Genomic DNA, 21,135 nt, shown 5'->3' with positions numbered 1-21,135 from the left:
GCCGGGGGCGTCGCTCCGTCATGCGGGGCCCGCGCTCAGTCGACCGTCCAGGTGTCGTTGCCGGCGAGCAGTGCGGCGAGGTCGCCCGGGCCCTGCTGGGCGGCTGCGGCGACCAACTGGCTGGTCATCAGTTCGTCGTACACGGGGCGGCGGACACTCCGCAGCACACCGATCGGGGTGTGGTGCAGGGTGTCCGCATCGGCGATCCGGGAGAGCGCGAACGCCGTGGCCGGACTGGCGGCGTGGGCGTCGTGGACCAGGACCGCGGACTCGTTGGAGGCGGTGACGGCGTCGACGAACAGCTCGCCGTCGGCACCGCGGAAGACGCCCTGGGCACCGTCGGTGCCGAAGCGGATCGGCTGTCCGTCCTCCAGGCGGATCAGCGCCTCGTCACGGGTGCCGGCCTCCTTCAGCACCTCGAAGGCGCCGTCGTTGAAGATGTTGCAGTTCTGGTAGATCTCGACCAGAGCCGTGCCCTCGTGCTCGGCCGCCGCCCGCAGCACCGACTGGAGGTGCTGGCGGTCGGAGTCGATGGTGCGGGCGACGAAGCTCGCCTCCGCACCGATCGCCAGGGACAGCGGGTTGAACGGGGCGTCCAGCGAACCCATCGGCGTGGATTTGGTGATCTTGCCGAGCTCGCTGGTGGGCGAGTACTGCCCCTTGGTCAGGCCGTAGATGCGGTTGTTGAACAGCAGGATCTTCAGATTCACGTTCCGGCGCAGCGCGTGGATCAGATGGTTGCCGCCGATCGAGAGCGCGTCACCGTCGCCGGTCACCACCCAGACGCTGAGGTCGCGCCGGGAGGAGGCCAGCCCGGTGGCGATCGCCGGCGCGCGGCCGTGGATCGAGTGCACCCCGTAGGTGTTCATGTAGTACGGGAAGCGGGACGAGCAGCCGATACCGGAGACGAAGACGGTGTTCTCCCGTCTGATCCCCAGCTCCGGCATGAACGCCTGTACCGCGGCCAGGATCGCGTAGTCACCGCACCCGGGGCACCAGCGCACCTCCTGGTCGGTCTTGAACTCCTTGGCGGTCTGCGGCGCGTCGGCCTTCGGCACCAACTTCAACGAGGGGAACTGCCTGGTCATCGGTTGTCCTCCTCGTCCAGGTTGCCGATAGCCGCCCACAGCACGTCCGCCAACTGGGCCGCCTTGAACGGAAGTCCACGCACCTGGTTGTAGGACTGGGCGTCCACCAGGTACTTGGCGCGCAGCAGCAGCGCCAGCTGGCCGAGGTTCATCTCCGGAACGATGATCTTGTCGTAACTCCGCAGCACCGTGCCGAGGTTGGCGGGGAAGGGGTTGAGGTTGCGCAGGTGCGTCTGGGCGATCTCGCCGCCGTCCGCCCGGACCCGGCGGACCGCCGCCGTGATCGGGCCGTAGGTCGAACCCCAGCCGATGACCAGCACCCGGGCCTCGCCGGACGGGTCGTCGACCTCGGCCTCGGGGACGGTGATGCCGTCCACCTTGGCCTGGCGGGTGCGGACCATGAAGTCGTGGTTGGCCGGGTCGTAGGAGATGTTGCCGGTGCCGTCCTGCTTCTCGATGCCACCGATCCGGTGCTCCAGACCGGGCGTTCCGGGGACCGCCCACGGCCGGGCCAGCGTCTGCGGATCGCGCAGGTACGGCCAGAAGGTGCCGTCCTCGCGATTCGGGCCGGTGGCGAAGTCCGGTGCGATCTCGGGAAGTTCGTCGACCTCCGGGATCCGCCAGGGCTCGGATCCGTTGGCCAGGTAGCCGTCCGACAGGAGGAAGACGGGGGTGCGGTAGGTGACGGCGATCCGGGCCGCCTCCAGCGCCGCGTCGAAGCACTCGGCCGGGGTGGCCGGGGCCACGATCGGCACCGGGGCCTCACCGTTGCGGCCGAACATCGCCTGCAGCAGGTCGGCCTGCTCGGTCTTGGTCGGCAGGCCGGTGGACGGCCCGCCACGCTGGATGTCGACCACCAGCAGGGGCAGTTCGAGCGAGACGGCCAGGCCGATGGTCTCGCTCTTCAGCGCCACACCCGGGCCGGACGTGGTGGTCACGCCGAGCGCACCGCCGAAGGCCGCACCGAGCGCCGCACCGATGCCGGCGATCTCGTCCTCGGCCTGGAAGGTGCGCACGTCGTAGTTCTTGTGCCTGCTGAGCTCGTGCAGGATGTCCGAGGCCGGGGTGATCGGGTACGAGCCCAGGTAGAGCGGCAGCCCGGAGCGCCGGGCGGCGGCGATCAGTCCGTAGGACAGGGCCAGGTTCCCGGAGATGTTGCGGTAGCGGCCGGGCGGCAGCTTGGCCGGCGACACCTCGTAGGAGACCGCGAACGACTCGGTCGTCTCGCCGAAGTTCCACCCGGCCCGGAAGGCGACGATGTTGGCCTCGGCGATCAGGGGCTTCTTGGCGAACTTGCTGCGGAGGAAGGTCTCGGTGTTGTGCGTCGGCCGGTGGTACATCCAGGAGAGCAGGCCGAGCGCGAACATGTTCTTCGCCCGTTCGGCGTCCTTGCGGGCCAGTCCGCTGTCCTTGAGCGCCTCCAGGGTGAGCGTGGTGAGCGGCACCTTGTGCAGGTGGTAGGCCTCCAGCGAGCCGTCGTCCAGCGGGTTCGCCCCGTAACCGACCTTGGCCAGCGCGCGCTTGGTGAACTCGTCGGTGTTGACGATGATCTCCGCGCCGCGCGGGAGGTCCGCCAGGTTGGCCTTGAGCGCGGCCGGGTTCATCGCCACCAGGACGTTGGGCGCGTCCCCGGGGGTCAGGATGTCGTGGTCGGCGAAGTGGAGCTGGAAGGACGAGACGCCCGGCAGGGTTCCGGCGGGTGCGCGGATCTCGGCCGGGAAGTTGGGCAGGGTGGAGAGGTCGTTGCCGAAGGACGCCGTCTCGGAGGTGAAACGGTCGCCGGTGAGCTGCATTCCGTCGCCGGAGTCTCCGGCGAATCTGATGATCACCCGGTCCAACTTGCGGATCGGCTTGGCGCGCCCGGGCTGTGGACCGACCGGCACGGCACCGCCGGAGCGGCCACCGCCGGGCCCGGACCGGCCCTCGTCGCCGTCCGAGCCGTCCACTGCTTCTGACTGATCGACCTGACTGGTCACTGCCGCGGACCTCCTCGTGGGCACCAGCCGCGGGCGTGAGCCGTGTGCCCCGTCCGCCTGGTGCACCTCTCGCATCCTATGCGGGTAAGGATTGCCTGGGACGGAACTACCCGATGCGGCGGAAAATCACCGCCGCATACCGGTACAACACAGGGGGCGGCCCGGCCCATGCCCGGACGGAGAAGGTCGTTTCGAATGCCAACAAAATGTTCGAGAATGCACACCCGGCCGGGGGGCGGCCCATTCAGGAATTCAGATAAGTGAGCACCGCCAGCACGCGGCGGTGATCGCCGGGGCTCTGCGCGAGGCCGAGCTTGAGGAAGATGTTGCTGACGTGCTTCTCCACCGCCCCCTCCGACACGACCAGCTGCTTCGCCACTGCGGTGTTGGTCCGCCCCTCGGCCATCAGCCCCAACACCTCGCGCTCGCGGGGCGTCAGCCCGGCCAGCACGTCGCCCTTGCGGCTGCGGCTGAGCAGCTGCTGCACGACCTCGGGGTCCAGGGCGGTTCCGCCCTCGGCCACCCGGACCACCGCGTCGACGAACTCGCGGACCTCGGCGACCCGGTCCTTCAGCAGGTAGCCGACGCCCCGGGTGGATCCGGCCAGCAGTTCGGAGGCGTAGCGCTCCTCGACGAACTGCGACAGCACCAGCACGCCCAGGGCCGGGTAGAGACCACGGAGCGTGACACAGGCGCGCAGGCCCTCGTCGGTGTGGTCGGGCGGCATCCGGACGTCGGAGACCACCACGTCCGGCAGCGCGTCGGCGGCGGCGAGGTCGTGGACGGTCTTGATCAGGGCGTCGCCGTCCCCGACGCCCGCCACGACCTCCAGGCCGCGGTCGGTGAGCAGCCGGGTCAGGCCCTCCCGCAGAAGTACGGAGTCCTCGGCGATGACGACGCGAAGCATGGCGGCCTTCCGGATGGGCGAAGTGCGGGCGGAGCTGACGAAGGTCAGTCTCCCCCATCCGCGCGCGCCCCGGGGCGGCCGGTCGGGAATTCGCGCCGACCGCGGGGGCAACGGACGCCGGCCGTACGGGCAAGCCCGCACCGGCCTCACATGGTGCGGATGGCCACCGAGTCGCAGAGCGCCTGGAGCGCTTCCTTGGCCGGGCCGTCCGGCAGCGGGTCGAGCAGCGCGCGGGCCTCCTCGGCGTGCCGCAGCGTCTCCCGGCGCGCTCGCTCCAGCGCCGGGTGGCGGCGCAGCAGCCGCAGCGCCTCGGCGTGCAGCTCGTCGTCACCGCTGAGGTCGCGGTTGAGCAGCTCGCGCAGTCGTGCGTCGGACGGGTCGGCGCCGTCGGCCGGCATCTGGCGCAGCAGCAGGGTCGGCAGGGTCGGCACGCCCTCGCGCAGGTCGGTGCCGGGGGTCTTGCCGGACTCGTGGCCGTCGCTGGCGATGTCCAGGACGTCGTCGGCCAGCTGGAAGGCGATGCCGATGCGCTCGCCGTAGGCGCTGAGGGTGTCGATCACCCAGGGCTCGGCACCGGCCAGCAGTGCTCCTATCCGGCAGGCGACGGCGATCAGCGAACCGGTCTTGCCGGCCAGTACGTCGAGGTAGTGGCGAAGCGGGTCGGCGTCCGCGGCCGGGCCGACCGTCTCGAGGATCTGACCGGTGACCAGCCGCTCGAAGGCGTCGGCCTGGACGCGGACCGCCTCGGGGCCGAGGTCCGCGAGCACCTGCGAGGCGCGGGAGAAGAGGAAGTCGCCGGTGAGGATGGCGACCGAGTTGTCCCAGCGCGAGTTGGCGCTGGCGGCGCCGCGGCGCACCGGGGCCTCGTCCATGACGTCGTCGTGGTAGAGCGTGGCGAGGTGGGTGAGCTCGACGACGACGGCGGCCGGGACGACACCGGGGGCGTTGGCGTCGCCGAACTGGGCGGCGAGCAGCACCAGCAGCGGGCGGAACCGCTTGCCGCCGGCGGCCATGAGGTGGCTGGCGGTGACCGTGATGAACGGGACGTCGCTCTTCACTGCCTCGGCGAGCGCGACCTCCACCGCGTCCATCCCGGCCTGGACGTCGCGGGTCAGATCGCGGTCCTGCACGCTGAGCCCAAAGGGTCCCACGACGGTCACGAAGACCACTCCTCTGTCCCTGGTCGATCTAGCGGCCTGGTCCCTGAGTGCCGCCGCTGGCCATACAGGCAGGGTATCCGGTCGCGAGTGGATCACTGCACGGGCGTGCGGGTCTGTCATGGTCGGGGCGTCCGCGCTGGCCAGCGGGGATGCCGGGACGACGCGTCCGGGCCGCGCGCAAGGGGCGCGGCCCGGACGGCCGGTGAGCGCTCGGCGCGCGCTCAGCCGACGAAGATCGAGGCCTTCGACGCCAGGTCCAGGAAGTACTGCGGGAGCAGTCCGAGGCCGAGCGTGGCGAGGACCCCGATGGCGATCGCGGTCGCCGTGAAGGCGCTCGGGATGGCGACGGTCGGACCGCCCGGCTGCGGGTCCGAGAAGAACATCAGCACGATGACCCTGATGTAGAAGAACGCCGCCACCGCGGAGCTGAGCACACCGACGATCACCAGCGGGGTGGCCCCGCCGGCCGCGGCGGCCTGGAAGACCGTGAACTTGCCGGTGAAGCCGGAGGTGAGCGGGATCCCCGCGAAGGCCAGCAGGAAGAGCGCGAAGACCGCCGCGACCAGCGGCGAACGCCGGCCCAGGCCGGCCCAGCTCGACAGGTGGGTCGCCTCGCCCTTGGAGTCGCGCACCAGGGTGACCACGGCGAAGGCACCGAGCGTCACGAAGGAGTACGCCAGCAGGTAGAAGAGCACCGAGCTCAGGCCCTGCTTGTTGGTGGCGATCACGCCGGTGAGGATGAACCCGGCGTGCGCGATCGAGGAGTAGGCGAGCAGCCGCTTGACGTCCTGCTGGGTGACGGCCAGGACCGCGCCGACCACCATGGTGAGGATCGCCACCCCCCACATCACCGGCCGCCAGTCCAGCCGCAGGGCGGGGAAGGCCACGTAGAACAGCCGCAGCACCGCACCGAACGCGGCCACCTTGGTCGCGGCGGCCATGAAGCCGGTGACCGGGGTCGGCGCGCCCTGGTAGACGTCCGGGGTCCAGGAGTGGAACGGCACCGCGCCGACCTTGAAGAGCAGGCCGACCGCCAGCAGCGCCAGGCCGACCAGCAGCAGCGCGTCGTTCTGGGTGGTGGAGAGCAGCGCCGGGGTGGCCAGTGCCTTGCCGGAGATGACGTCCGAGATCTCGCCGAGCCGCACGGTGCCCGCGAACCCGTACAGCAGGGCGGTGCCGAACAGGAAGAACGCCGAGGCGAAGGCGCCGAGCAGGAAGTACTTGACCGCCGCCTCCTGGGAGAGCAGCCGGCGGCGCCGGGCCAGCGCGCAGAGCAGGTAGAGCGGGAGGGAGAAGACCTCCAGCGCGACGAACATGGTCAGCAGGTCGTTGGCGGCGGGGAAGAGCAGCATGCCGCCGACCGCGAACATGGTGAGCGGGAAGACCTCGCTGGTGGCGAAGCCGGCCCGGATCGCGGCGCGCTCCTGCTCACCGCCGGGGGTGGCGGAGGCCTGGGACGCGAACGCGTCGGCCGGTTCGCCCCCGGCCTTCGGCTCCAGGCCGCGCTCGGCGTAGGTCAGCACCGCGACCACCGCGACGAGCAGGATCACGCCCTGGAGGAAGAGCGCCGGGCCGTCCAGGGCCACCGCGCCCATCGCGAGCAGGTCGAACTTGGTGGAGCCGTAGCCCTGCGAGGCGAGCACCACCACGGCGGTGAACGCGCCGACCAGACCGACCAGGGCGAGGACGACCTGGGCCCGGTGCCGGTACCGGCGGGGCAGGAAGGCTTCCAGCAGGATGCCGGCCACGGCGGTGCCGAACACCACCAGCATCGGCGAGAGCTGGCCGTACTCGACATGCGGCGCGGGGATGCTCTGGGTGTTGCCGCCGGCGGCGGCGAGCCATCCGGTGGTGCTCACTTGTGCTCACCTCCTGGGGTGGCGGACCCGCTCCCGGGTGCCCCGTTGCCGGAGGTCCCGTGGCCGGTGGCGTTGTCGGCGGCGACCGGGTGGACCGGCGCCGGGTCGGTCTGGTGGACCTGCGAGAGGGTCGCGTCGACCGCCGGGTTGACGATGTCGGTGAGCGGCTTCGGGTAGACGCCGAGCAGGACGGTCAGTGCTAGCAGCGGCGTGACGACGACGAGCTCGCGCACCTTGAGGTCCGGCATGCCGCCCACCCCGGCCTTGACCGGGCCGGTCATGGTGCGCTGGTACAGCAGCAGCGCGTACAGCGCGGCGAGCACGATGCCGAAGGTGGCGACGATGCCGACCGCGGGGTACCGGGCGAAGGTGCCCACCAGGACGAGGAACTCGCTGACGAAGGGGGCGAGTCCGGGCAGCGAGAGGGTGGCCAGGCCGCCGATCAGGAACGTCCCGGCGAGCACCGGGGCGACCTTCTGGACGCCGCCGTAGTCGGCGATCAGCCGCGAGCCGCGACGGGAGATCAGGAAGCCGGCCACCAGCATCCACGCGGCGGTGGAGATGCCGTGGTTGACCATGTAGAGGGTGGCGCCGCTCTGGCCCTGGCTGGTCATCGCGAAGATGCCCATGATGATGAAGCCGAAGTGCGAGATCGAGGCGTAGGCGACCAGCCGCTTGATGTCCTTCTGGCCGATCGCCAGCAGCGCGCCGTAGATGATCCCGATCACCGAGAGGACGAGGATCGCCGGGGCGAAGGTCTTCGAGGCGTCCGGGAAGAGTCCGAGGCAGAAGCGGAGCATCGCGAAGGTGCCGACCTTGTCCACCACGGCGGTGATCAGGACGGCCGTCCCGGCGGTGGACTCGCCCATCGCGTTCGGCAGCCAGGTGTGCAGCGGCCAGAGCGGGGCCTTCACGGCGAAGGCGAAGAAGAAGCCCAGGAAGAGCGCCTTCTCTGCGGTGCCGCTGAGCTGGAGCCGGCCCTCGGCGATCGCGCCGGTCAGCGTCTGCAGGTCGAAGGTGCCGAAGCCCTGCTCCTGTGCGATCACGTACAGGCCGATCACCGCGGCCAGCATGACCAGGCCGCCGAGCAGGTTGTACAGCAGGAACTTGACGGCCGCGTAGGACCGCTGACGGGCGGACTCCGGTCCGCCCGCCCGGTCGCCGAAGCCGCCGATCAGGAAGTACATCGGGATCAGCATGGCTTCGAAGAAGACGTAGAACAGGAAGACGTCGGTGGCGTAGAAGGAGACGATGACCATCGCCTCCACCGCCAGGATCAGGGCGAAGAAGCCCTGGGTGCGCCGCCTGTTCTCGAAGGTGCCGTCCGGGCCGGCGGGCGCCGGGTCGGCGTCGTGCCAGGAGGCGAGCATCACGATCGGCACCAGGACGGCGGTGAGCAGGGCCAGGACCGCGCCGATGCCGTCCACGCCGAGCGAGAAGGTGATGCCGAAGGAGCGGATCCAGCTGTACGACTCGGTCAGCTGGTAGCGCGCGCCGTCCGGGTCGAACTGCGCGGTCACCGCGACGGCCAGCGCCAGGGTGACGGCGGAGACGACCAGCGCGACGGTCTTGGTGGTGCGCCGCCTGGCGTCGGTGGACCCGGCGGGCAGGGCGGCGGTGAGCACCGCGCCGGCCGCCGGGACGGCACACGTGGCGGTGAGCAGGGCGCTCATGTCCGGACCTCCCGACGGTGTGTGTAATCCCAATCCATCAGACGGACCTCATCAGGAGAGTCGTGGCGACCAGCACCAGCGTGCCGCCGAACATGGAGAGCGCGTACGACCGGACGTAGCCGTTCTGGATCCGGCGCAGCCTGCTGGAGATGCCGCCGATGGTGGCGGCCAGGCCGTTGACGAAGCCGTCCAGGCCGCGGCTGTCGAAGTAGACCAGCGCCGCGGTGAGCGCCGAGCCGGGGCGGACCAGGACGGCGTGGTTGAAGTCGTCCTGGAGGAGGTCCCGACGGGCGGCCCGGGTGAGCGGGGAGCCGTACGGCGGCACCACCGGGACGGCGGAGCGGCCGTACACCAGGTACGAGACCGCGACGCCGACCACCATGCAGGCGGTGGTGAGCAGGGTGACGGTGAGCTCGCCGAGCGGCGAGTCGCCGTGGGAGTGGCCGGTGACCGGCTCCAGCCAGGTGACGAAGGAGCTGTTGTAGGCGAAGATCGCACCGGCGAAGACCGAGCCGAAGGCCAGCACGATCATCGGGGCGGTCATGGTCTTCGGGGACTCGTGCGGGTGCGGGTCGTTGCCCTCGGTGTCCGGCTGCCAGCGGCGCTCGCCGAAGAACGTCAGGATCATCACCCGGGTCATGTAGAACGCGGTGACGGCGGCGCCGAGCAGGGTGCAGAGACCGAGGATCCAGCCCTCGGTGCCGCCCTTGGCGAAGGCCGCCTCGATGATCTTGTCCTTGGAGAAGAACCCGGAGAGGCCGGGGAACCCGATGATCGCCAGGTAGCCGAGGCCGAAGGTCACGAAGGTGATCGGCATGAACTTCCGCAGACCGCCGTAGTGACGCATGTTCACCTCGTCGTTCATGCCGTGCATGACCGACCCGGCGCCGAGGAAGAGCCCCGCCTTGAAGAAGCCGTGGGTCACCAGGTGCATGATCGCGAAGGCGTAGCCGATCGGGCCGAGGCCGGCCGCGAGGATCATGTAGCCGATCTGCGACATGGTCGAGCCGGCCAGCGCCTTCTTGATGTCGTCCTTGGCGCAACCGACGATCGCCCCGAACAGCAGGGTGACCGTGCCGACCACCACCACGGCGGTCTGGGCGTCCGGCGCCAGGTTGAAGATCGCACCGGAACGGGTGATCAGGTAGACGCCGGCGGTCACCATGGTGGCCGCGTGGATCAGGGCGGAGACCGGGGTCGGACCCTCCATGGCGTCCCCGAGCCAGGACTGCAGCGGCACCTGGGCGGACTTGCCGCAGGCCGCGAGCAGCAGCATCAGGCCGATCGCGGTCAGCTTGCCCTCGCTCGCCTGGTCCGCGGCGCCGAAGACCGGCTCGAACGCGAAGGAGCCGAACTCGACGAACATCAGCATGATCGCGATCGAGAGGCCCATGTCACCGACGCGGTTGACGATGAACGCCTTCTTCGCGGCGGTGGCGGCGCTCGGCTTGTGCTGCCAGAAGCCGATCAGCAGGTACGAGGCGAGCCCGACGCCCTCCCAACCGAAGTACAGCAGGAGGTAGTTGTCGGCGGTCACCAGCAGCAGCATGGCCGACAGGAAGAGGTTCAGGTAGGCGAAGAACCGGCGCCTGCGCTCGTCGTGCGCCATGTAACCCACCGAGTAGAGGTGGATCAGGGTGCCCACGCCGGTGATCAGCAGGACGAAGGTCATCGAGAGCTGGTCGAGCCGGAAGGCGATGTCGGCCTGGAAGCCGTTCACCGGGATCCAGCTGAACAGGTGCTCGGTGAGCGCGCGGTCCTCGGCCTCCCGGCCCAGCATGTCCGAGAAGAGGACGACGCCGAAGCCGAAGGAGAGGGCGGCGAGCGCGGTGGCCAGCCAGTGGCCGAACCGGTCGAATACCCGGCCGCCGAGCAGGAGCAGGGCGGCGCCGGCCAGCGGAGCCGCGACCAGCAGCGGAATGAGTGAGTTCACCGAAGGCCCTCCGCCTACAGCTTCATGAGGTTGCTGTCATCGACCGAAGCGGAGTGCCTGGTCCGGAAGATGGAGACGATGATGGCGAGGCCGACGACGACCTCGGCCGCCGCGACCACCATGGTGAAGAACGCGATGATCTGGCCGTCCAGGTTGCCGTGCAGGCGGGAGAACGTGACCAGCGCCAGGTTGGAGGCGTTGAGCATCAGCTCGACGCACATGAACAGGACGATCGCGTTCCGCCGGAGCAGTACACCGGAGGCGCCGATGGTGAACAACAGGGCGGAGAGATAGAGGTAGTTGACCGGATTCACTCCGCCCCCTCCTCGTCGTGGTCGGGTGCCGGGTGGTTGTTCGGGACCGGCTCAAGGGTCTTGCGCCGGTTCTCCGGCTGCTCCAGCGCCTTGCGCGGGCCGGTCACCGGCGGGCGCTCGGACGGCGGGCGGCCCAGCCAGTCGGCGGTGGCGGACTCCAGCTCGGCCATCCGCGCCAGCATCTCGTGGCTGACGTCGCGGATCTGGCCGCGCTCGCGGAGGGTCGCCATCACCGAGTCCTCGGCGATGGAACCGTCCGGCAGCAGGGCCGGGATGTCGACCGCGTTGTGCCGGGCGTAGACGCCGGGCGCCGGCTTCGGCGGGAGCTGGAGGTTGTCCCTGACCCGCTGGTCGGCCAGCTCGCGCTGGGTCTTCGGCGGCTTCACGTGCTCGCGGTGGGTCAGCACCATGGCGCCGATCGCGGCGGTGATCAGCAGTGCGCCGGTGACCTCGAAGGCCCAGACGTACTTGGTGAAGATCAGCCGGGCCAGGCCCTGGACGTTGCCCTCGGCGTTGGCCTCGCCGAGGCCGACGAAGGTGTCCAGCTTGGCGTTGGCGACCCCGGCGAGCAGCAGCACCCCGAAGCCCAGGCCGCAGAACACGGCGGCGAACCGCTGGCCCTTCAGCTGTTCCTTCAGCGAGTCCGCGCTGGTCACGCCGACCAGCATCACCACGAAGAGGAAGAGCATCATGATCGCGCCGGTGTACACGACGATCTGCACCACGCCCAGGAAGACCGCGCCCTGGGCCATGTAGCAGACCGCCAGGGCGAGCATGGTGGCGGCCAGGCAGAGCGCGCTGTGCACGGCCTTCTTCATCAGCAGCATGCCGAGCGCGCCGCCGACGGCGATCACCGCGAGGACCCAGAACTGCACGGCCTCGCCGGTGGAGGTCGCGCCCGTGACGGCGGCGAGAGTGGCGGGGGCGGTGGTCACGACAGCTCCTCCCTCTCCCGGTCGGTGCGCTCCTGCTGGACCGTCCCGGGCGCCGCCGCGGTGATCTCGCCCCGGTAGTACGCACCCTCGTCGGTGCCCGGGAAGATCGAGTGCGGGCTGTCGACCATGCCCTCGGAGAGGCCGACCAGCAGCTGTTCCTTGGTGAAGATGAGGTCGGCGCGGGAGGAGTCCGCCAGCTCGTACTCGTTGGTCATGGTGAGCGCGCGGGTCGGACAGGCCTCGATGCAGAGACCGCAGAGGATGCAGCGCGCGTAGTTGATCTGGTAGACCGCGCCGTACCGCTCACCGGGCGAGTAGCGCTCGTCGTCCCGGTTGTCGGCGCCCTCGACGTAGATCGCGTCGGCCGGGCAGGCCCACGCGCAGAGCTCGCAACCGACGCACTTCTCCAGACCGTCCGGGTGCCGGTTCAGCTGGTGGCGGCCGTGGAAGCGCGGAGCGGTGGGCTTCTTCTGCTCCGGGTACTGCTCGGTGAGCCGCTTCTTGAACATGGCCTTGAAGGTCACGCCGAAGCCGGCGGCCGGCCCGAGGACGGACGGCTTCTCGGTCGGTTCGGGCCGGTCGGCCCGGGCGTTCTGGTCGGACGACATCTCGGTTCAGCTCCCTTCGGAATGGTCGGCCCCGTTGAGGGCGTCCTGGAGTTGCTTCGGGGCGCGGCTGCGCCGGCGCGGGACCGGCGGAAGCTGCTGACCGGGCAGCGGCGGCACCGGGTACCCACCCGCCATCGGGTCGAACACGGGTTCCGGGGCGGCCTGTTCGGGTTCGGGCTTGCGCTGCACGACGTCCCGGAGCAGGCCGAGCAGCAGGAGGACGCCGACCGGGGCTCCGACGTAGAGCACCACCTGGCCGAACTCGTAGCCCTCGTTGCGCAGGGCCCGGACACTGGCCACCATCACCAGCCAGACCAGCGAGACCGGGATCAGCACCTTCCAGCCCAGCTTCATGAACTGGTCGTAGCGGAGCCGGGGCAGGGTGCCGCGCAGCCAGATGAAGAAGAAGAGCAGCAGCTGGATCTTGAGGATGATCCAGAGCATCGGCCACCAGCCGTGGTTGGCGCCCTCCCAGAAGGTGGAGACCGGCCAGGGAGCCCGCCAGCCACCCAGGAACAGGGTGGAGGCGACGGCCGACACGGTCACCATGTTCACGTACTCGGCGAGCATGAACATCGCGAACTTCAGCGAGGAGTACTCGGTGTTGAAGCCGCCGACCAGCTCGCCCTCGGCCTCCGGGAGGTCGAACGGCGCCCGGTTGGTCTCCCCGACCATCGCGATGATGTAGACGATGAACGACACCGGCAGCAGCACCGCGAACCAGGTCGGCTGTTGCGAGGAGACGATCTCCGACGTGGACATCGAGCCCGAGTAGATGAACACCGCCGCGAAGGACAGGCCCATCGCGATCTCGTAGCTGATCATCTGGGCCGAGGACCGGATCCCGCCGAGCAGCGGGTACGTCGAGCCGGAGGACCAGCCCGCCAGCACGATGCCGTAGATACCGACCGAGGCGGTGGCCAGGATGTAGAGCAGCGCCACCGGGAAGTCGGTCAGCTGGAGCGGCGTCCGGGTGCCGAAGATCGACACCTCGTCACCGGCCGGACCGAACGGGATCACCGCGAAGGCCATGAAGGCGGGGATGGCGCAGACGATCGGGGCCAGGATGTAGACCGCCTTGTCGGCGTTCTTGACCACCAGGTCTTCCTTGAGCGCCAGCTTCACCCCGTCGGCGAGCGACTGCAGCAGGCCCCACGGGCCGTGCCGGTTGGGCCCGATGCGCAACTGCATCCAGGCCACCACCTTGCGCTCCCAGACGATCGCCACGAGCACCGTGCCGACCAGGAAGGCGAAGCAGAAGACCGCCTTGAGCAGCACCAGCCACCAGGGGTCGCGCCCGAAGAAGCCGAGCGTCCCGTACGCGGCGACCTCCTGGGCCGCCGCCGCGGACGCGGTGACGTCGTGGGACGCGAGCAGGGACGCGGCGGCGTCGAACGCCGAGACGTCGAGTGCGGCGAGACTCACTTCTCCTCCTCGTCGGGCTCGATGGCCTCCGCCGCGGCGATGGTGACCAGGTGGCCGATGGTGGTGCCGAGCGCGCGGTAGGCGCCGCCCGGGGTGGAGTTGAGCGGGATCCAGACCGTGCGGTCCGGCATCTCCTTGGTGATCTCCAGCGGCAGGACGAGCGAGCCGGCCGGGCCGGTCAGCCGCAGCGCGACGGGCGGGCCGTCGGCGCCGAGCTCCTCTGCGGTGGTCGGCGAGATCCGGGCGACCGCCGGGTGCCGGGTGCCGGCCAGGTGCGGGTCACCCTGCTGGAGGGTGCCGCGGTCGAGCAGCAGCCGCCAGCCGGCCAGGACCGCCTGGCCGGCGGCCGGCCGCGGCAGCAGACCCGGGTGGGCCGCCGGGGCGGCCGGACGGTCACCGGTCCAGGGCGCGAACCGGTCCAGTTCCGACCGGACGGCCCGGACGTCGGGCAGCCCCAGCCGGTGGCCCAGCGCGTCGGCGAGCATGGTCAGCACCCGCAGGTCCGGGTGCAGGTGGCGGCCCATCTGCTGGTCCGGCTTGAGCGCGGCCTCGAACATCCGCACCCGGCCCTCCCAGTCCAGGAAGGTGCCGGCCTTCTCGGCGACGGCGGCGACCGGCAGCACCACGTCCGCGTGCGCGGTGACGGCGGACGGCCGCAGCTCCAGCGACACCACGAACCGTGCGGCGGCCAGCGCCTCCTCGGCCAGCGCCGGGTCGGGCAGGTCGTCCGGGTCGACGCCGCCGACCAGCAGCGCGTCCAGCTCGCCGTGGGCGGCGGCCGCGAGGATCTGCTCGGTGTCCCGGCCCAGCCGGGAGGGGAGTTCGGCCACTCCCCAGGCGGCGGCGGCCTCGGCCCGGGCCGCCGGGGCGGCGACCGGACGGCCGCCCGGCAGCAGACCGGGCAGCGCACCCGCCTCGACCGCACCGCGCTCGCCGGCCCGACGCGGGACCCAGGCGATCCGGGCACCGGTGGCGTGCGCCAGCCGGAGCGCCGCGGTGAGCGCGCCGGGGGCGGCGGACAGCCGCTCACCGACCAGGATGACCGAGCCCGGGGTGCGGAGCAGTTCGGCGGCCCGGCCCGCGTCGTCGTTGAGCGGCTCGTCGGCGGCGAGCGCCGCCAGCCACTCGGCCTCGGTGCCGGGGGCCGCCGGCAGCAGCGCACCGCGCAGCTTGGCCAGGCCCCGGGACGCGTGCGTGGCGATCGAGAAGACCCGCAGCCCGCGGGCGAGGCTTGCCTTGCGCAGCCGCAGGAAGACGATCGGCGACTCCTCCTCCGGCTCCAGGCCGGCGAGCAGCACGCCCGGCGCCGCCTCCAGCTCGTCGTAGGAGACGCCGGTGCCGTCCACGTCGACGCCGCGGCCGGCGACGGCGGCGGCCAGGAAGTCCGCCTCCTCACCGCTGTGCGGGCGGGACCGGAAGTCCACGTCGTTGGTGCCGAGCACCACGCGGGCGAACTTCGCGTACGCGTAGGCGTCCTCGACGGTGACCCGGCCGCCGGTCAGCACGCCGGCCCGGGCGCCGCGCAGTCCCTCGGCCGCCCTCGCCAGCGCCTCCGGCCAGGAGGCGGTGACCAGTTCGCCGTCCTTGCGGACCAGCGGGGTGGTGATCCGGTCACGCTGCTGGGCGTAGCGGAAGGCGAACCGGCCCTTGTCGCAGTTCCACTCCTCGTTGACCGCCGGGTCCTCGCCGGCCAGCCGGCGGAGCACCTTGCCGCGCCGGTGGTCGGTGCGCTGGGCGCAGCCCGCCGAGCAGTGCTCGCAGACGCTCGGCGACGAGACCAGGTCGAACGGGCGGGAGCGGAAACGATAAGCCGCCGAGGTGAGGGCGCCGACCGGACAGATCTGGATGGTGTTGCCGGAGAAGTACGACGCGAAGTCGTCACCCTCACCGGTACCGACCTGCTGGAGCGCGCCGCGCTCGACCAGGTCGATGAACGGGTCGCCGGCGATCTGCTGGGAGAAGCGGGTGCAGCGGGCGCAGAGCACGCACCGCTCGCGGTCCAGCAGCACCTGGGTGCTGATCGGGACCGGCTTCTCGTAGGTGCGCTTCATCCCCTCGAAACGGGAGTCGGTGTCACCGGTCGACATCGCCTGGTTCTGCAGCGGGCACTCACCGCCCTTGTCGCAGACCGGGCAGTCCAGCGGGTGGTTGATCAGCAGCAGTTCCATCACGCCGCGCTGCGCCTTCTCGGCGACCGGCGAGCTGACCTGCGTCCGGACCACCATGCCCTCGGCCACCGGGATGGTGCACGAGGCGACCGGCTTGCGCTGGCCCTCGATCTCGACGATGCACTGGCGGCAGGCGCCGGCCGGGTCGAGCAGCGGGTGGTCGCAGAAGCGCGGGATCTGGGTGCCCACCTGCTCGGCGGCCCGGATCACCAACGTCCCCTTGGGGACCTGCACTTCGACGCCGTCGATGGTGAGCGTGACCAGTTCGACCGCGGCCTTGGAGGTGGCTGGCTCTGTGATCGTCACGCGTGCACCTCCCTTTCGGTGGCGGACTGGTGGCCGGGGCGGGGGCCGTCGGCCCAGACGGTGGAGGCGGTCGGGTCGAAGGGGCAGCGGCGCTCCGCGAGGTGCTGCTCGTACTCGGCCCGGAAGTGCTGGAGCGAGGAGACGATCGGGCTGGCCGCACCGTCCCCCAGCGCGCAGAAGGACTTGCCGTTGATGTTGTCGGCGATGTCGAGGAGCTTGTCGAGGTCCCCCGCGACGCCTTCGCCGGCCTCGATCCGCCGGAGCAGCTGGACCAGCCAGTAGGTGCCCTCGCGGCAGGGGGTGCACTTGCCGCAGGACTCGTGGGCGTAGAACTCCGTCCAGCGGGTGACCGCACGGACCACGCAGGTGGTCTCGTCGAAGATCTGCAGCGCCTTGGTGCCCAGCATCGAGCCGGCCGCGCCGACCCCCTCGTAGTCGAGCGGGACGTCGAGGTGCTCGTCGGTGAACATCGGGGTGGAGGAACCGCCCGGGGTCCAGAACTTGAGCCGGTGGCCGGACCGGATGCCGCCGCTGATGTCGAGCAGCTGGCGCAGGGTGATGCCCAGCGGGGCCTCGTACTGGCCGGGGTTGGTGACGTGGCCGGAGAGCGAGTAGAGCGTGAAGCCGGGGGACTTCTCGGTGCCCAGGCCCTTGAACCACTCCTTGCCCTTGGCCAGGATCGGCGGCACCGACGCGATCGACTCGACGTTGTTGACCACCGTCGGGCAGGCGTAGAGACCGGCGATGGCCGGGAACGGCGGGCGCAGCCTCGGCTGGCCGCGGCGCCCCTCCAGCGAGTCGAGCAGGGCCGTCTCCTCGCCGCAGATGTACGCGCCGGCGCCGGCGTGGACGGTGATGTCCAGGTCCAGGCCGGGTCCGAGGGCGTCCTTGCCGAGCAGCCCGGCCTCGTACGCCTCGGCGACGGCGGCCTGCAGCCGGCGCAGCACCGGGACGACCTCGCCGCGCAGGTAGATGAAGGCGTGGTCGCAGCGGATCGCGTAGGACGCGATGATCATGCCCTCGATCAGCGAGTGCGGGTTGGCGAAGAGCAGGGGGATGTCCTTGCAGGTCCCCGGCTCCGACTCGTCCGCGTTGACCACCAGGTAGTGCGGCTTGCCGTCGTTCTGGGGGATGAACTGCCACTTCATGCCGGTGGGGAAACCGGCGCCGCCGCGACCGCGCAGGCCGGCGTCCTTGACCAGCGCGATCACCTCGTCCGGGGCCATCGCGAGGGCGGCCTTCAGCCCCTCGTACCCGGCGTGGCGGCGGTAGGTGGCGAGGGTCCATGGCCTGGTGTCGTCCCAGGAGGCGGAGAGCACCGGGGTGAGCAGCTTCTCGGCCGGCTCGGCGGAGGTCATCACGCTTCGGTCCCTTCGTGACGGGGCGAGACGACGCGGGTACCGCCGGTGCCGGGCAGGGCCTCACCGCGGGCCAGCCGCAGGCCGGCCAGCGAGGGGGCGCCGCCGGCGCCGGACTCGTCGACGGCCCCGGTGCGCTCGTCCGGGAAGCCGGCCAGGATGCGGGCGGTCTCCTTGAAGGAGCAGAGCTTGGCGCCGCGGGTGGGCCGGGCCTCCCGGCCCGCCCGCAGGTCGTCGACCAGTTGCTTGGCGCTCTCCGGGGTCTGGTTGTCGAAGAACTCCCAGTTGACCATCACCACGGGCGCGTAGTCGCAGGCCGCGTTGCACTCGATGTGCTCGATCGAGATCCGGCCGTCCTCGGTGGTCTCGTTGTTCGTGACGTCGAGGTGCTGCTGGAGCTCCTCGAAGATCTGGTCGCCGCCGAGCACCGCGCAGAGCGTGTTGGTGCAGACCCCGACGTGGTACTCGCCCGCGGGCCGGCGCCGGTACATGGTGTAGAAGGTGGCGACGGCGGTGACCTCGGCGGTGGTGAGGTCCAACTGCTCGGCGCAGAACCGGATGCCGGTCGGGCTGACGAAGCCCTCCTCGGACTGCACCAGGTGCAGCAGCGGCAGCAGCGCGGACCGGGCCACCGGGTAGCGCCCGATCAGCTCCTTCGCGTCGGCCGCCAGCCTGGCGTGCACCTCCTCGGGGTACGGCCCGGCCGGCAGCGCCGGCATCCCCAACTGGACGTCTGTCACCGGTCCACGCCTCCCATCACCGGGTCGATCCCGGCCACCGCGACGATCACGTCGGCCACTTGGCCGCCCTCGCACATCGCCGCCATCGTCTGCAGATTGGTGAACGACGGGTCCCGGAAGTGGACCCGGTACGGCCTCGTCCCGCCGTCGCTGACCACGTGCACGCCGAGCTCGCCCTTGGGTGACTCGACGGCCGCGTACGCCTGGCCGGCCGGGACCCGGAAGCCCTCGGTGACCAGCTTGAAGTGGTGGATCAGGGCCTCCATCGAGGTGCCCATGATCTTCCGGATGTGGTCGAGCGAGTTGCCCATCCCGTCCGGGCCGACGGCGAGCTGGGCCGGCCAGGCGATCTTCTTGTCGGCCACCATGACCGGGCCGGGGCGGAGCCGGTCCAGGCACTGCTCGACGATCCGCAGCGACTCCTTCATCTCCTCCAGGCGGATCAGGAAGCGGCCGTAGGAGTCGGCGCCGTCGGCGACCGCGACCTCGAAGTCGTAGTTCTCGTAGCCGCAGTACGGATCGGTCTTGCGCAGGTCGTGGGGCAGGCCGGTGGCCCGCAGGATCGGACCGGTGGCGCCGAGCGCGAGGCAGCCGGGCAGGTCGAGGAATCCGACGTCGACCAGGCGGGCCTTGAAGACCGGGTTGCCGGTGGCGAGCTTGTCGTACTCGTGCATCCGGGAGCGGATGGTCTTCACGGCCTCGCGGATCTGGTCCACCGCGCCGGGCGGGAGGTCCTGGGCGAGGCCCCCGGGGCGGACGTACGCGTGGTTCATCCGCAGGCCGGTGACCAGCTCGAAGACGTCCAGGATCAGTTCGCGGTCCCGGAAGCCGTAGATCATCAGCGTGGTGGAGCCGATCTCCATGCCGCCGGTGGCCAGGCAGACCAGGTGGGAGGAGATCCGGTTGAGCTCCATCATCAGGACGCGGATGACGCTGGCCCGGTCCGGGACGTCGTCGGTGATGCCGAGCAGCTTCTCGACCGCCAGGCAGTAGGCGGTCTCGTTGAACAGCGGAGTCAGGTAGTCCATGCGGGTCACGAAGGTGGTGCCCTGGACCCAGTTGCGGAACTCCATGTTCTTCTCGATGCCGGTGTGGAGGTAGCCGATGCCGCAGCGGGCCTCGGTCACCGTCTCGCCGTCGATCTCCAGGATGAGTCGCAACACGCCGTGGGTGGAAGGGTGTTGGGGACCCATGTTGACGATGATGCGTTCGTCGTCGGCCCGGCCGACGGCCTCGACCACCTCGCCCCAGTCACCGCCGGTGACCGTGAAGACCCGGCCCTCGGTGGTCTCCCGGGCTGCGGCCTCCGCCGCTTCCTGGTGCGCCTCTTCGTAGTGCTGGGTGCTCATCAGCTGTACGACCTCCGCTGGTCGGGCGCCGGGATCTGGGCGCCCTTGTACTCGACGGGGATGCCGCCGAGCGGGTAGTCCTTGCGCTGCGGGTGGCCCAGCCAGTCGTCCGGCATCATGATCCGGGTGAGCGCCGGGTGGTCCTCGAAGACCAGGCCGAAGAAGTCGTAGGCCTCGCGCTCGTGCCAGTCGTTGGTCGGGTAGACGCTGACCACGGACGGGACGCGCGGGTCGGCGTCCGGTGCGGTGACTTCCAGCCGGATCAGCCGGCCGTGGGTGATCGAGCGCAGGTGGTAGACCGCGTGCAACTCGCGCCCGGAGTCGCCCGGGTAGTGCACGCCGCTCACACCGAGACAGAGCTCGAACCGGAGGGCCGGGTCGTCGCGCAGGGTGCGGGCGGTGCGGAGCAGGTGCTCGCGGGCGATGTGGAAGGTGAGCTCGGCACGGTCGACGACGGTCTTCTCGATCACGTCGGCCGGGTCGAGCCCCTGCTCCTCCAGTGCGCCCTCCAACTCGTCGGCCACCTCGTCGAACCAGCCGCCGTACGGGCGTCCGCTGGCCGGCGGCAGCGCGATCGGGGCGACCAGCCCGCCGAAGCCGGAGGTGTCACCGCTGCCCTGGGCGCCGAACATGCCCTGCCGGCGCCCGACCACCTCGACCGGGATCTCGCGGCGCGGCTCCTCGCGCCGGGTCTCGGGTACCTGGTCGCTCATCGCAGCAGCCCCCGCATCTCGCTCACCGGGGTGGCCTGCAGCGCGAGCGCCTCGCCCAACTCCTCGGCACGGCGCTTGTTCGCGCCGAGCGGCTCGTGCTGGATCTTGTCGTGCAGCTTCAGGATCGCGTCCATCAGCATCTCCGGGCGGGGCGGACAGCCCGGCAGGTAGATGTCGACCGGGACGATGTGGTCGACGCCCTGCACGATCGCGTAGTTGTTGAACATCCCCCCCGACGAGGCGCAGACGCCCATCGAGATGACCCACTTCGGGTTGGCCATCTGGTCGTACACCTGGCGCAGCACCGGGGCCATCTTCTGGCTCACGCGACCTGCCACGATCATGAGATCGGCCTGCCGGGGCGAGCCCCGGAAGACCTCCATGCCGAACCGGGCCAGGTCGTAGCGGCCCGCGCCCGTGGTCATCATCTCGATCGCGCAGCAGGCGAGCCCGAAGGTGGCCGGGAAGAGCGACGCCTTGCGCACCCAGCCGGCGGCCGTCTCCACGCTCGTGAGCAGAAAGCCGCTCGGCAGCTTCTCCTCGATTCCCATCAGATCCCTCTCAATGCCCTCAAGTCCTGTGGTTCATCCGCCCGTTCAGGCTTTGTCCGCCCGTTCACAAGC

17 protein-coding genes are annotated in these 21,135 nt (G+C 70.7%); all 17 read right to left on the bottom strand.

From position 1 onward, the window contains the following. Window positions 1-35: 35 nt before the first annotated feature. Entirely contained in the window at window positions 36-1,088 is a 1,053-nt protein-coding gene (locus ACFWOG_RS19425) for a thiamine pyrophosphate-dependent enzyme (RefSeq protein ID WP_355402850.1), read from the bottom strand. Then, complete coding sequence (locus ACFWOG_RS19420; RefSeq protein WP_355402848.1) at window positions 1,085-3,064, bottom strand: 2-oxoacid:acceptor oxidoreductase subunit alpha; 1,980 nt, start codon at window positions 3,062-3,064, stop codon at window positions 1,085-1,087. The genes ACFWOG_RS19425 and ACFWOG_RS19420 overlap by 4 nt, the downstream gene beginning before the upstream one ends. A gap of 244 nt (window positions 3,065-3,308) precedes the next feature. Continuing rightward, the gene (locus ACFWOG_RS19415; RefSeq protein ID WP_329952976.1) at window positions 3,309-3,971 is read right to left on the bottom strand and encodes a response regulator transcription factor; all 663 of its coding nucleotides are present in this window, start codon (window positions 3,969-3,971) and stop codon (window positions 3,309-3,311) included. Between the two features lie 146 nt (window positions 3,972-4,117). Further along, a complete protein-coding gene (locus tag ACFWOG_RS19410) occupies window positions 4,118-5,131 on the bottom strand; it encodes a polyprenyl synthetase family protein (protein ID WP_329883303.1) in 1,014 nt (337 codons plus the stop codon). A gap of 221 nt (window positions 5,132-5,352) precedes the next feature. Beyond that, window positions 5,353-6,990 carry an NADH-quinone oxidoreductase subunit NuoN gene (gene nuoN, locus ACFWOG_RS19405; protein WP_380359835.1) on the bottom strand — a complete coding sequence of 546 codons (1,638 nt, stop codon included), beginning with the start codon at window positions 6,988-6,990 and terminating at the stop codon, window positions 5,353-5,355. Continuing rightward, on the bottom strand, window positions 6,987-8,663 hold the full coding sequence (locus ACFWOG_RS19400) for an NADH-quinone oxidoreductase subunit M (protein ID WP_380359833.1): 1,677 nt from the start codon (window positions 8,661-8,663) through the stop codon (window positions 6,987-6,989). Before ACFWOG_RS19400 ends, nuoN begins: the two co-directional genes overlap by 4 nt. Window positions 8,664-8,700: 37 nt before the next feature. After that, window positions 8,701-10,596 (bottom strand): NADH-quinone oxidoreductase subunit L, encoded by a 1,896-nt coding sequence (gene nuoL / locus ACFWOG_RS19395; protein WP_329883300.1) that lies wholly within the window; start codon window positions 10,594-10,596, stop codon window positions 8,701-8,703. Between the two features lie 14 nt (window positions 10,597-10,610). Further along, complete coding sequence (nuoK, locus tag ACFWOG_RS19390) at window positions 10,611-10,910, bottom strand: NADH-quinone oxidoreductase subunit NuoK (RefSeq protein ID WP_329883299.1); 300 nt, start codon at window positions 10,908-10,910, stop codon at window positions 10,611-10,613. Beyond that, complete coding sequence (locus tag ACFWOG_RS19385; RefSeq protein WP_329883298.1) at window positions 10,907-11,845, bottom strand: NADH-quinone oxidoreductase subunit J; 939 nt, start codon at window positions 11,843-11,845, stop codon at window positions 10,907-10,909. Before ACFWOG_RS19385 ends, nuoK begins: the two co-directional genes overlap by 4 nt. Further along, entirely contained in the window at window positions 11,842-12,453 is a 612-nt protein-coding gene (gene nuoI, locus ACFWOG_RS19380; protein WP_329883297.1) for an NADH-quinone oxidoreductase subunit NuoI, read from the bottom strand. Before nuoI ends, ACFWOG_RS19385 begins: the two co-directional genes overlap by 4 nt. Window positions 12,454-12,459: 6 nt before the next feature. Next, complete coding sequence (nuoH, locus tag ACFWOG_RS19375; RefSeq protein WP_380359840.1) at window positions 12,460-13,830, bottom strand: NADH-quinone oxidoreductase subunit NuoH; 1,371 nt, start codon at window positions 13,828-13,830, stop codon at window positions 12,460-12,462. A gap of 44 nt (window positions 13,831-13,874) precedes the next feature. After that, window positions 13,875-16,352: an NADH-quinone oxidoreductase subunit G gene (locus ACFWOG_RS19370; RefSeq protein WP_380359830.1), complete on the bottom strand. Its 2,478-nt coding sequence runs from the start codon at window positions 16,350-16,352 to the stop codon at window positions 13,875-13,877. After that, entirely contained in the window at window positions 16,349-17,710 is a 1,362-nt protein-coding gene (nuoF, locus tag ACFWOG_RS19365; RefSeq protein WP_329883294.1) for an NADH-quinone oxidoreductase subunit NuoF, read from the bottom strand. Before nuoF ends, ACFWOG_RS19370 begins: the two co-directional genes overlap by 4 nt. After that, a complete protein-coding gene (nuoE, locus tag ACFWOG_RS19360) occupies window positions 17,710-18,450 on the bottom strand; it encodes an NADH-quinone oxidoreductase subunit NuoE (RefSeq protein WP_329883293.1) in 741 nt (246 codons plus the stop codon). The genes nuoF and nuoE overlap by 1 nt, the downstream gene beginning before the upstream one ends. Then, window positions 18,447-19,799 carry an NADH-quinone oxidoreductase subunit D gene (locus tag ACFWOG_RS19355; protein WP_329883292.1) on the bottom strand — a complete coding sequence of 451 codons (1,353 nt, stop codon included), beginning with the start codon at window positions 19,797-19,799 and terminating at the stop codon, window positions 18,447-18,449. The genes nuoE and ACFWOG_RS19355 overlap by 4 nt, the downstream gene beginning before the upstream one ends. Further along, complete coding sequence (locus ACFWOG_RS19350; RefSeq protein WP_329952970.1) at window positions 19,799-20,512, bottom strand: NADH-quinone oxidoreductase subunit C; 714 nt, start codon at window positions 20,510-20,512, stop codon at window positions 19,799-19,801. The genes ACFWOG_RS19355 and ACFWOG_RS19350 overlap by 1 nt, the downstream gene beginning before the upstream one ends. After that, window positions 20,509-21,063 (bottom strand): NADH-quinone oxidoreductase subunit B family protein, encoded by a 555-nt coding sequence (locus tag ACFWOG_RS19345; RefSeq protein ID WP_266271098.1) that lies wholly within the window; start codon window positions 21,061-21,063, stop codon window positions 20,509-20,511. The genes ACFWOG_RS19350 and ACFWOG_RS19345 overlap by 4 nt, the downstream gene beginning before the upstream one ends. Window positions 21,064-21,135: the final 72 nt, after the last annotated feature.

This window comes from Kitasatospora sp. NPDC058406, from assembly GCF_042722765.1.
GTDB lineage: Bacteria > Actinomycetota > Actinomycetes > Streptomycetales > Streptomycetaceae > Kitasatospora.
The sequence above is the reverse complement of the archived record's forward strand: the minus strand, read 5'-3'. Positions and strand labels throughout refer to the sequence as shown.